9 protein-coding genes, 1 other RNA gene and 1 pseudogene are annotated in these 15,462 nt (G+C 40.9%); 9 read left to right on the top strand and 2 right to left on the bottom strand.

The window, feature by feature from the left end; translation table 11 throughout:
- Positions 1-17 precede the first annotated feature (17 nt).
- From pglZ to DFR63_RS12065, 3 genes and pseudogenes are all read left to right on the top strand, one after another.
- On the top strand, positions 18-2,570 hold the full coding sequence (gene pglZ, locus DFR63_RS03160) for a BREX-1 system phosphatase PglZ type A (RefSeq protein ID WP_115884285.1): 2,553 nt from the start codon (positions 18-20) through the stop codon (positions 2,568-2,570).
- Positions 2,571-2,585: 15 nt separating this feature from the next.
- Positions 2,586-4,628 carry a protease Lon-related BREX system protein BrxL gene (brxL, locus tag DFR63_RS03155; RefSeq protein WP_115884284.1) on the top strand — a complete coding sequence of 681 codons (2,043 nt, stop codon included), beginning with the start codon at positions 2,586-2,588 and terminating at the stop codon, positions 4,626-4,628.
- Between the two features lie 342 nt (positions 4,629-4,970).
- Positions 4,971-6,140, top strand: a pseudogene (locus DFR63_RS12065) (transposase).
- On the opposite strand, the gene DFR63_RS03145 reads toward DFR63_RS12065, so the two are convergent.
- A complete protein-coding gene (locus DFR63_RS03145) occupies positions 6,091-8,502 on the bottom strand; it encodes a transglycosylase domain-containing protein (protein ID WP_115884283.1) in 2,412 nt (803 codons plus the stop codon). The pseudogene DFR63_RS12065 and the gene DFR63_RS03145 sit on opposite strands and share 50 nt — an antisense overlap.
- Positions 8,503-8,513: 11 nt before the next feature.
- Positions 8,514-9,104 carry a Holliday junction resolvase RecU gene (gene recU / locus DFR63_RS03140; RefSeq protein ID WP_115884282.1) on the bottom strand — a complete coding sequence of 197 codons (591 nt, stop codon included), beginning with the start codon at positions 9,102-9,104 and terminating at the stop codon, positions 8,514-8,516.
- Between the two features lie 95 nt (positions 9,105-9,199).
- On the opposite strand from recU, the gene DFR63_RS03135 reads away from it, so the two are divergent.
- The 6 genes from DFR63_RS03135 (at position 9,200) to DFR63_RS03110 (ending at position 15,451) form a co-directional block, all read left to right on the top strand.
- On the top strand, positions 9,200-9,526 hold the full coding sequence (locus tag DFR63_RS03135) for a DUF1798 family protein (RefSeq protein ID WP_415708145.1): 327 nt from the start codon (positions 9,200-9,202) through the stop codon (positions 9,524-9,526).
- Complete coding sequence (locus DFR63_RS03130; protein ID WP_115884281.1) at positions 9,523-10,062, top strand: SLOG family protein; 540 nt, start codon at positions 9,523-9,525, stop codon at positions 10,060-10,062. The genes DFR63_RS03135 and DFR63_RS03130 overlap by 4 nt, the downstream gene beginning before the upstream one ends.
- A gap of 11 nt (positions 10,063-10,073) precedes the next feature.
- Entirely contained in the window at positions 10,074-10,400 is a 327-nt protein-coding gene (gene gpsB / locus DFR63_RS03125) for a cell division regulator GpsB (protein ID WP_115884280.1), read from the top strand.
- Positions 10,401-10,447: 47 nt separating this feature from the next.
- Positions 10,448-10,840: RNase P RNA component class B (gene rnpB, locus DFR63_RS03120), an RNA gene on the top strand.
- A 102-nt stretch (positions 10,841-10,942) separates the two neighbouring features.
- Complete coding sequence (locus DFR63_RS03115; RefSeq protein WP_115884279.1) at positions 10,943-12,067, top strand: THUMP domain-containing class I SAM-dependent RNA methyltransferase; 1,125 nt, start codon at positions 10,943-10,945, stop codon at positions 12,065-12,067.
- On the top strand, positions 12,068-15,451 hold the full coding sequence (locus DFR63_RS03110) for a dynamin family protein (RefSeq protein ID WP_115884278.1): 3,384 nt from the start codon (positions 12,068-12,070) through the stop codon (positions 15,449-15,451).
- Positions 15,452-15,462: the final 11 nt, after the last annotated feature.

Genomic DNA, 15,462 nt, shown 5'->3' with positions numbered 1-15,462 from the left:
GAAAGGTTAGTGTAGGGATGGATCTTAATCAAATCGAATCCACATTACAAAAGATGTTGGATAAACCGCTCGAAAATTATGAAAAGCGACGAATTATTTTTTGGGAGGATCAACAAGAGGAATTCAAAGATGATTGGGATTCTATCGAATTGAAGGATGTAAAATTACAAGAACTAACCAATGATAACCAATTCTATGTAAAACATCTATTAGAGGCCGAAGATTTAGATTCGAGTTATTTAATTTACTCGAATCTAGATTTACAGTCTGAAGACAATTGGTTACTTGATATGGTTCTTTATGCGCAAACGTTTAAAGCCAGTCGAATTGATTTAATCATGAATGAATTACAAATAGATAGTAATTTACGCCCAACGATGGAAAAATATGCAGTATTCTTTGACAACAAAGTCCGGTACCGAAAGTTTAAAAGTTATTCAGGAGTAATAGGGTCTGCATCTGCCATTGAACTTCGTATGATTAGTGTTTTATGTAATTTAGATATTCCAAGTTTTGAGAGAGCTTTAAGAACCATCTTGATCGAGTCCTTAGAAGATGATAATAAGTATCTAGAAGCTATCAGAAAGTTTTTTGATATCGATCGCTTCCGGGATTTGGTAAGCAGTCATTATGCCTATACTCGTGAAGAGAAGTCATTAAAGACCCTCTTCATGCATTTAATCATTTCTGCTTTAAGCTTCCAAATGGATGAAGAAGATTTAGCCTTGTTAGAAAACTTTATTGCTTTAAGTCATACAGGGGACTGCTATATTCTTATTGACCATTGGATGCAGAATCAAGTAGATGCGTCGAAATTCGAAGAGTATGCACGACAAATAGAGAAAGAAATTAATTTACAAGAAATAATTCAAGAACTATCGCTTGAGAAATATGAAAATGTAGATATTTTTCCAGTAATTGATCAAGAAATTATCCTTCATATAGCTAATGCTCTTTTAAAAGACTTAGAAGATTTTGATAAATACTTGATGATTATTGAAAATAGACGTTCGAAATATTACTTTAAAAAGTATGAGAATCTTTACGACATTCTGTATTATACAATTAAAAGTTTAAAGTTTAGAAAAGAGTTTGACCAAGGCTTACCTCAAGGAAAAGCAGAAGATATATTCAATGCGTATGAAAAATCTTATTACCGCATGGATAAAAACTATCGTAAATTTTACTTGGCTTATGATAAGAGCGACAAATATGAGTTTGTAAACAAGCTTCAAGAAAAAGTCGAATACCTCTATACGCACTGGTTTATTGGTGAATTGGGAGCAAACTGGTCTCAAGCGGTTCGGACAGATTTGGTTGAGGACTGGAAACTTACGGGTGTGAAAAAACAGCAAGGTTTCTACAGAGAGCATGTGTCATCTCGAGTTTCAAAAGGTGAACGTATTTTTGTGATTATCTCTGATGCGATGCGTTATGAAATTGCGACTGATTTAGTCGAGCGATTAAATACTGAAACAATAGGCTCTACTAGTATCGAACCTATGCTAGGGATTGTACCCTCTATTACAAAATTAGGTATGGCTTCTTTATTGCCGTATCGTACTTTAGATATTGATTCTTCAGGGAAAGTCATGGTAGATGAGGAGCCGATAGAAGGTTACGGTGCACGTAAGAAGTTCATAGAGAATAAAATAGAAAATAGTCTTGTTTATAAATATTCAGACTATGTGGCTTTAAGTAAGACTGAAAAATCGGAAACCTTTAAAGGTCTCAATTTAATTTATATTTATCATGATAAAATTGATGGTATAGGTGACAATGCAGCTACTGAAAATCGAGTATTTAATGAGGCAGATAGCTCTGTTTCTGAGTTATTTGATTTGATTAATTCAATTCGAAATGACTTGAGTGGGACAAATATATATGTCACTTCTGATCACGGTTTCTTGTATCAAAGAAGTCCTTTAGATGAAAGTGAGAAAATTGCGAAAGAGTTAGATAAACCTGTCGAATCTTCAAGACGATATGCATTATCCAATAAAGAACAAGAACTAAATGGTCAAATCCGTATAAATACCGGAACCGTTTTAAATAATGAGAATGACTTACAGTTATATATTCCGAATGGATCGATTCGCAATCGAATTCAAGGTCCAGGGGCGAATTTTGTACATGGTGGTGCGAGTCTACAAGAAGTTGTTATCCCTCTGATTACATTCAAAAATAGACGAACAACACAAAAAGGGGCAGAGACAGTCGAAAAAGTGAATGTAGAATTAACGAGTCGCACCCGCTCAATTACCAATAAACTATTTACACTTCAATTCTTCCAGAGTGAAAAAGTGAAGAACAAAAACATTGCAAGAACAGTAAATATTTATATGGAAGATGAGAATGGCAACATCATCTCAAATATTGAAACCATTATTGCGAATAAAATAAATGAAAATTCAGAAGAACGCATGTTTAGTAAACAGTTTGCCTTAGAAACTATGGAATTTGACCGTAAGAAAGATTACTTCTTGGTCATTAAAGATACGGAAACTAATCAATACACAGCTAAGATTCCATTCAAAATCAATTTAGGTATCGTCAATGATTTCTTTTAAGAATGAGGTGTAAGGTTGGAAAAAGCATCACTAGATTTAGATGATAAATTGAATGAACATTTTGCTGGTCGGGTCGTTAGAAAAGACCTGACCCAGCTTATTAAAGAAGGAGCGAATGTTCCAACATTTGTATTGGAGTATTTATTAGGGATGTTTGCGGCTACTGATGATGAAGATAGCATACAAGAAGGTGTGAATCGAGTAAAAAATATCCTTTCTGAAAACTATGTTCGTCCAGATGAAGCTGAAAAAATTAAATCGCGAATTAGAGAACAAGGACAATACACCGTAATTGATAAAATTACTGTCCGCCTTAATTCGAAAAAAGATGTTTATGAATCAGAGTTCTCAAATCTTGGTTTAAAAGGTGTTCCAATGACCTCTGCTTACGTAAAGCAATATGACAAACTTTTAGCTGGTGGAATTTGGTGCATGATTAAACTGGATTATTATTTTGATGAAGAAGTAAAAGATAATAATCCATTTATCATCTCAAATTTACAGCCCATTCAAATGCCGAATATGGATATGGCTGAAATATTTGAAGGACGCGATCAATTTACAAAAGAAGAGTGGATTGATGTTTTGATCCGATCGATTGGTATGGAGCCTACTCAGTTAGAAGAACGCGTAAAATGGCACCTTCTCTTGAGGTTAGTTCCTTTGATCGAAAACAACTACAATTTAGTTGAGTTGGGGCCTAGAGGGACGGGGAAATCACATGTGTACAAAGAATTATCACCCAACTCGATCTTAGTCTCTGGAGGACAAACAACTGTAGCGAATTTATTTTATAACATGTCGACAAGACAAGTAGGTTTAGTAGGCTTATGGGATACAGTTACTTTTGACGAAGTCGCAGGGATTAATTTTAAAGATAAAGATGGCGTTCAAATTATGAAAGATTATATGGCTTCTGGATCTTTTAGTCGTGGGAAAGAAGAAAAAGCTGCTTCTGCATCAATGGTCTTTGTAGGGAATATTAATCAGAGTGTCGATTCATTGGTTAAGACATCTCATTTATTTGCGCCATTTCCAGATGCAATGAGAAATGATGCAGCTTTCTTTGACCGCATTCATTATTACTTACCAGGATGGGAAATACCTAAATACCGTCCGACCTTCTTTACTGATCGCTTTGGATTTATTGCGGATTACCTAGCAGAATTTATGCGTGAGATGCGTAAGCGTTCATATGCTGATGCAATCGATCAGTATTTTTATTTAGGAAATAATTTAAATCAACGAGATACGATTGGTGTCCGAAAAACCGTGTCCGGCTTATTAAAATTAATTTATCCTCATGGTAAATTTACGAAGGAAGAAGTAGAAGAAGTTCTGGAGTACGCTTTAGAAGGTCGCCGAAGAGTCAAAGAGCAATTGAAAAAGATTGGGGGCATGGAATTCTATGATGTCATGTTCTCTTATATCGATAAGGAAACTACAGAAGAGCATTATACTTCTGTCCCTGAACAAGGTGGCGGCAAATTGATTCCAGAAGGTATGAATAAACCTGGTCATGTCTACGTAGCGGGAAGAGGGAGCTCTAGCATGATTGGAATCTATAAGCTTGAGAATCAAGTTGTGAGCGGTACAGGGAAGCATGAAAAATCTGGCGTAGGAAGTGATCGAGCTGCTAGAGAGAGTTTAGATACGGCTTTTCGGTATTTTACTGCCAATATTAAAAGTATTAGTAGTTCTATCAGTGTCAAAACAAAGGATTACTTGATGCATATTGAAGATATGCAAGGGATTGGTTTAACGGAAGAATTAGCTGTAGCAGAATTAATTGGTTTAAGCTCAGCTGCTTTGGATAGGCCAATTCAGGAAAGTTTAGTAGTGATAGGAAATATGACGATGGGCGGAACTATATCTAAAGTGCCAGAATTTGCGAATATTTTGCAAGTTTGTGTAGATGCAGGAGCCAAACGCGTCTTATTGCCATCATCTTCCGTTCAAGATTTACAAACAGTCCCATCCGATTTATTAGTTAAAATTCAACCGATTTTTTACTCAGATCCTATTGATGCAGTTTATAAAGCATTAGGTGTGAATTAGTAAAAGCAGTCCATTTAATTTATGGAGCATTTGCTGGTGTCAAAGCTGACAGTGGTGCGTTTATAATTATCTCATGCTTTTCAAAAGAAGCACTAGAATTAACAATATATTATTATATTCCAATATTTCTTCATTAATGAATTCCTCAGCAAGGACATAAACATCCCCACATACAAAAAAAGGGGCTGGGACATAAGTCCTGACTCTAAACGAAAAACTGCCTCAGGAGCTCAATTGCTCCTGAGGCAGTTTTTTTTATTTTTTAATAGGATATTAATTCAAAAAAATAAGACCCTCAGATACAATGTAGTTACCACAACCAAAAAGGAAAAGAGGGACCTTATGTACAAAAATTATAACATGAACCAAATCACACTGCCACTTGAAACTGAAATCCTGATTCCAGACAATGATATATCGAAAGCCGTTCACACGTTGGTCGATAGTATGCCTGAAGATGTATTCAATGGCTTCAGGCAATCCCAAGGTGCATCGTTACAATCGTCATATCACCCCAAAATGATGCTCAAAATTTTACTCTGTGCATACAGCCAATCCGCATTCTCCGGCCGTAAGATTGAAGCCTTACTGCAGGGCGGATGAAAGATGATCATATGCAGAACGATCAGTTGAAATCCGGGTATAACTTACAAATTGCGACGAATAATCAGTTTGTTCTAGGCTATGATATTTATTGGAATTCAACCGATACACGCACACTCGACCCGTTTCTCCATACGATGCAGCACACATTTCAGCATTTACCAGAATATATTGTGGCGGATGCGGGGTATGGCAGTGAATCCAACTATGAGTATGTGGCCGATAAATATGAACGTCAGGCATTGATTCCCTACAATACTTATTATAAAGAACAAAAGAAGCGTTATAAAATGGATGAGATGCATCCAAATCATTGGGAATATAACGAAATCGATGATTACTATGTCTGTCCGAACCGCCGCTGGTTGCCTTTAAAAAGTCACACGACTCGAACAGACAAGTATGGTTATCAGCGGGTGTTTAAAAATATATGAGTGCGAAGATTGTCATGATTGTCCGTTGATGGCGTTGTGTAAAACATCCGCACCGGATCAACCGGAACGTATTCAAAAAAATATGAACCTAGAGTATTTCAAAGCACAGATGAACCAGACGCTTTCAAGCCCGGAAGGTCGACAACGCTATGCGCAACGCAAAATCGATGTCGAAACGACTTTTGGAAACTTGATGGCGAATTTGGGGTTCACTCGGATGTCTGTCCGGGGGAATAATCCGGTTCGTAACGAATTGGGCATCGCTTTAATGGCGGTGAACCTCAGAGAACTCGTCCGGCAATCTGTACTGACTATACTCAAACCAGCAAAAAACGGCTTGGAAATCTTAAACTCAAGATTTCCAAGCCGTTTCTCTTATTTCTTCAGGGCTTTTGTCCCAGCCCCGTTTCATTTAAACAATAATATTATTCTTCGTCAGCCGCTTCGTCTTCAGCTTGTTCTGCGTCTTCTGTAGTGCCGCTTGGTTCTGTTGCCGCGTCTTCGTCAGCCGCCGGCTCGTCTTCTTCCGGTGCAGGGTCTTCGTTCTCGCTGCTGCTTTCAGGTTCAGCGAGTTCCGCGTCGTCCGGCAGTTCGCTGTCCGGTACATCGCCCTCGGTTTCTATTTCACCGTCTTCGTTATATTCCCAGCTCCATGTGCCGCCTGTACTGCCGCCGCTGTCATTACCATTGCTGCTATTATTACTGCCGTTATTATTACTATTATTGTTGTTGCTGCCGCCGTTGTTAAAGAAACCGCCGCCGCCGGCAACTCTAAATTCATTGCCGTTAATCTGTTCAACGCTGTCAGGCTGTTCAAAGTCCTGCCCGTTGAATGTACTGATATACTGCATGATATCTTTGAAGAACCACTGCGGTGTAATGTGTTCATCAGTACCGACAAATACTTTGTCTTCAGAGTAGCCTGCGGATGCATTATCGAATCCTGTCCATACGCTCATCGTATATTCAGGGGTATAGCCGACGATCCATGCGTCTTTTGCACTGTTGCTCGGCAGATTGTTTTCTTCCAGAATACTCGTATCAAGCGAAGTGGTTCCTGTTTTCGCTGCGATATTCAGACTGTTCATCTGAATGTAGTCGGCGCTTCCCTGATTTTCGAATGTATCTTTCAGCATATCTGTCAGCATGAAGGCTGTAGAGTCTTTCATAGCCTCGTGTGTTTCGTTGTCAAATTCAATTTTATCACCTTCTGCTGTAACGATGTAGCGGATGGACTGCGCTTCATTGAATTCACCATTGTTGCCGAGTGTCGCGTAAGCCTGGGCCATCTGCAGCGGACTGAAGCGTGATTCTCCGCCGCCGAGCACGTCGTTAAATGATACGGTATAATCTCCCTCATTTTTCGTTGAGTAGTCAAGGCCCGCTTCAGCTGCAAATTCTGCCGGTGCATTGTAGCCCGCTTCTTCCTGAACCGCTTCGAATGCTTTTACGGCCGGGACGTTAAAGCTCTGGCGCAGGGCATCCCGCATCGTCACATTGCCGTGTCCCTGATTATCGTAGTTGTAGACCGTGTTGTTCGGGCTGTCTTTTGGCGTGTACGACTGTTCATCCTGGATGGTCTGATTCGTTGCCCATTCCATGTGCTCAATTGCCGGACCATATGCCAGGAACGGTTTCATCGTGGAACCGACGTTGTGCTGGGTGAGTGCTAAGTTCTGGTCGACAACTTCCTGATAATCGCGGCCGCCTGAAATTGCTACAAGACCGCCGGTTGATGTGTCGAGAATCGTCGATGCGATATTAAAATCATCGCTCCGGAATTTATCGTTATAGTAGTAGTTTCTGTTATTCGTCATATTCTGTAGATATGACTGAACGTTTGAATCCATATTCGTATAAATCTGTATGCCGCTTGATAGTACTTCAGAAATGTCTCTATTGCGGAATTCATCATGTGACTGAAGCTCTGTTTTAATGTAATTAATATAAGATGCATATTCCGGATTTTCCTGTTCTGTCGAGAAGCGTTCCGCTTCATCGCGGGCCACAAGGTTTTCAGTAATATCGATATTCATTGCCTCATCGTACTCTTCCTGCGTAATCCTCTCGTGTTCCAGCATCATGTATAAGACCGTGTCTGTCCGGCTCTTCGCCGCTTCAGAATCCTCGTATAAGTTATACACGTTCGGCAGATTCGACAGACCTGCTAAGTAGGCACTTTCCGCGATATTTAAATCAGCGAGCTCTTTATCGAAATAATATAAGCTTGCTGTACGGATGCCGTAGATGCCGTCTGAGTAGTAAATCTTGTTCAGGTACATTTCGAGAATGTCATCCTTTGAATACTCCTGCTCGAGGCGGTAGGACAGATACGCTTCCTGGGCTTTACGTTCGATTGTCTGTTCTTCAGTCAGGAAGGCGCGTTTAACGACCTGCTGGGTAATCGTACTCGCCCCTTGAGAGGCAAAGCCGTCCGTAAAGTTGCTGATGACCGCACCGCCGAGACGGATAAAGTCAATCGCACCGTGATCGTAAAACCGGTTATCCTCTATTGCAAGCACCGCGTCCGACACATGTGCCGGCACATCTTCGATACTGACATATTCCCTTTTTTGACCCTGAAAGAGGGTGGTAACCAGTTCATCGTTCTGGTCATAAATTTCAGCGGGAACAGGATCCTTCAGCTTTTCATCGCTGAAAGCGGGCGCCTGTGATGCGTAATAGGCAAACAGCACCGCTCCGATAACAAGACCGATCAGTGCAAGCAGTGCAGCATATAAAAACACTTTTTTAATAATTGATGATTTGGATTTCGACTGCTTTTTCTGTTCGGATTTCGCACCGGACTGTTTACTCCTTTTAAAATTCGATTCCATATATATTCTCCCTATTCAAAATAAAATTCGTCAACTGCAGCTAAATAATCATAACGCGGATTGTATTTTAATGGTAGTAAAATACTCTCCTTCTTAATGTCTGTATAGGTGATAGACTTTCTTCCGTCACCTAAGAAATTATCCCAGTGTTTAACAAAATGTTCAAACGGATAAAGGTAGACTTCGTCGTGAACGGTAAACTTGAGAATGATAAAAACAAGGCCGCCCTGATTATGGCAGGCGCGCATATGCTCGACCTGATGGCCATGAATGTTAATAAAAGGAAAGCGTGTTTTGTTGCGTGTTTCCTTCGCTTCAAAATCGATATATCTTCCTTTATATATACCATTATAGTCACTCGTCGAGGGTACTTTAAAGTAAGCTTCCGTTATTTTAGCTTTTTTCCGTGACGGGTAATCCACGTCGACAATCTGTACCGGCGTCGGCTTTTTATGAATGATTGCCCGTTTCGTATCCAGATAAAACTGATTGGTCTTATCGAGATCTTTTTCCAGTGTCATGCCGCGCTGGCCGTAGTTAATTTCTTTATTCGCACGCGTTATATTGGATTTGTTTCTCTTGACTCCCTGAGGGTACTTCATTAAATTCGCACTCCAAACTATTATTATATATACTGTTTATTATATATTAATTAAAGTTTGATTAACATTTCATTATTATAGGTGGTGTGTCCAATTTGTCAAGAAATGCATCGTACAGCGATTACCGGGCCATGCTCGAAGAAATTGCGAGACGCTATGACAAGGCAAGAGCGGGTTACGAGTTTGATTTTAAAACTGAAATAGAACCCTTTTTAAATGAAAATAAAGAACTCGCAGACCAGCTGCTTCATATAGAAACCGATGAGCGGCTGACTGAACGGGTCAGAGAAATTATGAGCGACGAGCTGATGGAACTCTTAATGAGCTGCCACGTTTCCCGCTTCAGCTTAAAATTGTATCATGAAAAATTCAAATATATTAATATGTGGGTCAATCACGCCGGGAAAGAAGGATTGCTGTGAGAGTATTGATTACAGGCTACCGGCATTACGAGCTCGGCATCTTTAAAGACTCGCAGCCGGAAGTCAAAGTGCTGCGCGATTTTTTACGCGCCCGCATTATTAATCTCGCAGAAGAAGGCGCGGAGTGGTTTATCATCCAGGGCTATACGGGCATAGAAATGTATGCCGCCAATGAAATTATCGATCTGAAAGCGGACTACGATATTAAACTCGGTGTCTTAAAGCCGTTCCATAAGTTCGATGACCGCTACAATGAATCCGATAAAATTAATTTAAACAATATACTCGAGCATGCGGATTTTCATCAGTTTATCTTTGAGAGAGAGTACGGGGACCCGGGGATGTTTAAAGCGATTAATCAGTTTTTGACCGCTCACACAGATTACGGTCTGATTGTCTACGACAGCGAGACGGAAACAAATTTAAAATATATATACAGTGTTATGCTTGAATTAAGCGAGAAAAGTCATTATAATATTGAAAGAATACAATTTGATGATATTAATGACTTTATTAATGACAGATATGATAGTTAAGAGGTGTAAGTATGAGTGACTATACGCTAAAGCTGTCTGCAAAAGATATATTCGAGAAAGAATTCGAAAAATCACTAAGAGGTTTTAAACCGATAGAAGTAGATAGTTTTCTTGACGACGTTATCAGTGATTATCAGAAAATGGCAGACATGAACAACAATATTAAAAAACTTGAAGAAGAAAATGCAAGATTAAAAAAAGAAGTTGAAGACCTCCGCATCAGGGTGGCAACAAACACACGCACCCAAGGCGGCAATGGACAGAGTCAGCAGATTGATATTTTAAAACGTCTGTCGAGTCTCGAAAAGCAGGTTTTCGGCAGTACAGCAAAACAGTAAGACAGATTATATGCATGTATTTTAAGAACTTTAAAATAAACAGACGGTAACTCGGATAATCGCTATGCAGTATGCCTGCATAGAGGAAAGTCCATGCTCACACGGACCTGAGACGGCCGTAGTGTTCGTGCCAGACGAAACAATAAGTCTGGGCAATGATATTTTATATCTTGACGGCTGCGAAATATTCTAAGTGTGTAAACATACGGATAGAGTAGCTTTAAAAGTGCCACAGAAACGAGCTTCAGAAGAAATGATGAAGATGGAACGCGGTAAACCCCTCGAGTGAGCAATCCAAATTAGGTAGGAGCACTTTCCAACGGGAATTCAACTGGCGGAGAGATATTATTCATTTAATATAGACAGATGATTATCACCAATGTGCGAGTGTATACTAGTGCACGCCGGCAGCACAGCGGGACAGAACATGGCTTATAGAGAAACCGGACTAGACAAAAAGCTCTCCACTTATGAGGAGAGCTTTTTTTATGCCTATATTCATACTATAATGTAAACAAATCTAACTTTAGGAGCTTCTTAATATGAACTTTAAATTTATAGTCAATACACCGATGGGACTTGAACGCGTCGTCTCGGATGAAATCAAAGCGCTCGGCCTAGACACTACTTTAGAAAACGGCCGCGTCTATTTCGAAGGCGATGAACGCACCATCGTCGAAACCAATTTGAAACTCCGCACGGTCGACCGTATCAGAATTGTCCTCGGCGACTTTACTGTAAAAACGTTCGACGAGCTGTTTGAAGCGGTAAAAGCTTTGCCGCTGTCGGATATTCTCGGGCCGAATGCAGAATTCCCGGTGACAGGACGCTCCCATAAGTCGACCCTATACAGTGTACCCGATGTGCAGCGTATTACGAAAAAAGCCATTGTTGAACATTTAAAAGAAGCGTTCAGCATGACAGGCAAACTGCCTGAAGACGGCCCCCGTTATAAAATTGATATTAATATTTTAAAAGACAGAGCGGTGCTGACTGTAGATACGAGCGGAGACGCTTTACACAAACGCGGCTACAGACTCGCCCAGGGGGATGCGCCGATTAAAGAAACGCTCGCTGCCAGCATGCTGAAGCTTGCCAACTATACAGGGGACAATACGCTGTATGATCCGTTTACCGGTTCGGGCACTATAGCGCTTGAAGCGGCGATGATTGCCCGCAATATCGCTCCGGGTTCCAACCGCACCTTCGACAGCGAGTCATGGGATATTATCCCGGAAGAATTGTGGACGGAAGTCCGTACACAGTGCGAGCACGAAGCAGATTTCGACAAGGATGTTAAAATTTACGCGACAGACATTGAACCCGATATGATTAATATCGCGGTTAAAAACGCGGAAGAAGTCGGTCTGGAGGCAGATATTGAATTCAGCACACTCGATGTGCACGATCTTGACACGCTCGATAAAAACGCACAGCTTGTAGCCAACCCGCCATACGGCGAACGTATTGGAGAAGCGAAAGCCGTGGAGTCGATGTACGCGAAGGTCGGCGAACTGATGAAAGAAAATCCGTCGCTGAACGTTTATTTAATGACATCGAACAAAGAGTTCGAAGAAATCATCGGCAAAAAAGCAACAAAACGCAGAAAGCTGTTTAACGGCTACATTGAAACAACCTTCTACCAATATTGGGGAGTGAAAGAATAGTTGTCATCACAAGGGAAAAACAGACAGACACTTAATACGCTGTATAAACTAAAAAAAGAAATTCTGAAGTCGAATAACGATACACTCGTATCACAAATTGACCACGCGATTCAGAAGACCTATAACGACCAGCTGGTATTTTCATTTATCGGCCATTACTCTGCAGGGAAGTCGAGCCTGATTAATTATCTTTTAAATCAGGACATCCTGCCTTCATCACCGGTGCCGACGACAAGCAATACCGTCTCAGTACAGATCGGCAATAAGAGCGGAATCCAGGCCTTTATCAACCAGTATCAGTATGCCTCAGTCGATAACTACGAAGAATTAAAAGCGCTCAATACTAAAGATATGGATATCCAGGCGATTACGATGGACATTCAGTCGGATGACTATCAGCAGAATACAGTCTTCCAGGATACACCGGGTGTGGATTCCAATACGGACAGCCACGAGGAAGCGGCTAACAGATTTTTACTGAACAGCGATTTAATCTTCTTTACGGTAGAATACAACCACGTGGAGAGCGAGCACAATTTAACGCTGTTAAAAGAAATTGCCGGCCTCGGTATTCCGCTCGTTTTAATTATTAATCAGATCGATAAACACGACGACCAAGAGATTACGCTCGACACCTTCTTAAATCGCGTTAAGACGACGCTCACGAACTGGAATATTTATCCGGAGCATCTGTTTACAACGTCAATCTACGAGTCGCCATACAACCATATAGACGAATTAAAAGCTTTTATTAAAGAGATGGAAAAGAAACGTGCTGAACTTGAAGCGGCTTATGACACCCGTATTACAAAGAATATAGAAGATAAACAGCTCGAATATTTACGCGATGAGCTCGAGACGCTGACAGACGAACTGCAGCTTGATAATCCGCTGACGAAGGAACGGGCAGCAGAACGTATTGACTATTTAAACAAGGAAATCGAAAAAACGGAAATCGATCATCTCCGGAGCGACGAAAATGAATTAAGATCCCACGTGAAAGAGTCCGTTAAAAAACTCGTTAAAGACAGCTACTTATTCCCGCATCAGGTGAAAGACGCCATAACGGAATATTTAAAGGTTATGGCAGGGGAGAAGAAGGCAGGGGGCTTGTTCGGCAAAAAGAAAAAAGAACAGGCGCTGTTAGAAGACACTCTTGCTCAAGTAGATGAGGCGATTCAGCCGGTCATACATACTGAAATCAATGCGAACATTAACAGTTTCTTTCAGTCGCTCGGTTTAATCGGTGAACCGTTTAAATTTGAATGGAATCGTGCGCTCCTTGGCAACGAAAAGATTACTTCCCTGAACCAGACGTATATAAGCAATTACTTCGATAAGCTGAAGAGCAGTCTGACTCAGGAAGTTTCCGAGCGGAGCGTTTCGCATCTAGAGACGCTGACACCTGAAGAGACGGGAGAGGTAAAAGCGCAGACGACGCTCACGAGAGAGAAAGCTTTTTATATTAAAGCAAAAGATCTGCTCGAACTGATAGAGTCGCTCGATACACAAAATTACCGCCATTTCTACATTCATCTGGATGACGAGATCGATAAGCTGAATCTGCTGGAAGAGATTACTTTGGCGTACGATGAGGACAAGCAGACAGAAGCGGAAGAAAGTAGACATAACGAATTTACAGTTAACAATGAAGACCGCATGAATTTACAGGCCTTCCGCGAACTCAGAGATTTACTTGGAGACTCACCGCGCTATACGGACTATCAGCGCCTCTTAAACGATAAGCTTTCACGAATTGATAACGGTAAAGCCAATATCAGTGTCTTCGGCGGCTTCAGTGCCGGGAAAACTACTTTTATTAACGCCCTGCTCGGTGATAAGTACTTAGCGACGAGTCCAAATCCGACGACCGCAACGATCACCGAAATTAATAATGATGACACCAGTACAGTCGTGTATAAGAGTGAAGCGGATTTAACAGAAATGCTTCAGACACTGTCCGGGGAAGACCATAAGACAGCGGACGGTTACAAGAAATGGATTAATAAAAATATCTCAAAAGTTGATGAAACCTATAAACCGCTTCTGTCGGGAATTCTCGAGAATTACGACAAGTACAAAGAAGATTTAGGTCAGACGGTGAGTATCGATACGGATGTGCTTATAGAAAAAATAAGCAATGATAAAGATTCGACCTTTATCCATAAGGCGAATGTATCACTCGAAAATGAAATGACAGAAGCTTATACGCTGGTAGACTCGCCGGGGATTAACTCTATTAACGCCCGTCATACGTCAGAAACGAGAGATATTATTACAGAGAGCGATATGATTATATACGTTTCTTACTATAATCACGTCTTTTCGCGCTCGGATGAAACCTTCCTGCAGTATATCCAGTCGCTGAAAGGTAAAGACTTCCCGATTATTTTCATTATTAACGCGGTGGATTTAATGAAGTCTGAAGCGGATAAAGAAAAAGTACTCGACTATATGCAGAATGCTTTAAATACTATGCATATTAAACATGTCCTGTATCCTGTTTCCAGTAAACGGGCACTTGACGGGGGAGACGGTTATTTCAATACAGCACAGAAAGAGATTAAGGAAATTGCCGACCGGCAGTCTGGAAACGTCCAATACCAGACACTGAAGGAAACGCGCCAGCAGCTCTTGAATACACTGGAAAGCAATATACGCCAGTTTGAAGATAACGGGGAAGAGCGCAGTAAACTGCTCGACTTAAGACAGAATCTGTTAAGAGATATTGGGAGTATTAAAGCAGACAGTCTTAATGAAACCCTGAAGCAGGAAATTGATATTATCCTCACATATCTGACGAAGCGGCTTGAACTTCAGCTGTACGACCACTTAAAAGGTCTGCTGACAGTATCGCATATGAGCGACAGGCATTATCTAACAGACAACAGTTCTGTACTCGTACGGAATATCGAAGACTTCCTGACGCTAGAGACGAGTATTGCCTTTAACACAGTCTACCGGCAGGCGGATCAAAAAACGCTGCAGATGATTACGCAGTTTAACGAACGTCTTGCCTTATCAGGTACACCGGGTACCTTGTCTGTAACGAGTGCCAAAATAGAGGAGCCTTATGTTCGTGTTGATACGGACGTATTAAAACCTTTTGGCAAAATTCTTTATCAGCACAGAAATAAAACACAAGATTACCGAGAGTCCCTGCTGGAGCTTGCAGAAACACTTGTTCGTTCAGTGGATCAAAACGACTTAAGAGCTCAGATGGAAAAACTGGCAGAAGAATATACGGCACTGCTCGACAGACAGCTGTCAGCAGACCGAAGAGAGATAACCGCAGCGCTTAAAGAAGAGCCTGAAGAAATATCACGTACGGATTACGATAGAGACCGAGCTCTGCTTAAAGCAGTACAACACATCTCTATATAACCATGGAGGGA

Origin of the sequence: Jeotgalicoccus halotolerans, from assembly GCF_003387165.1 — a bacterium.
GTDB classification, from domain to species: domain Bacteria; phylum Bacillota; class Bacilli; order Staphylococcales; family Salinicoccaceae; genus Jeotgalicoccus; species Jeotgalicoccus halotolerans.
This window is presented reverse-complemented; position numbering and strand designations above follow the sequence as displayed.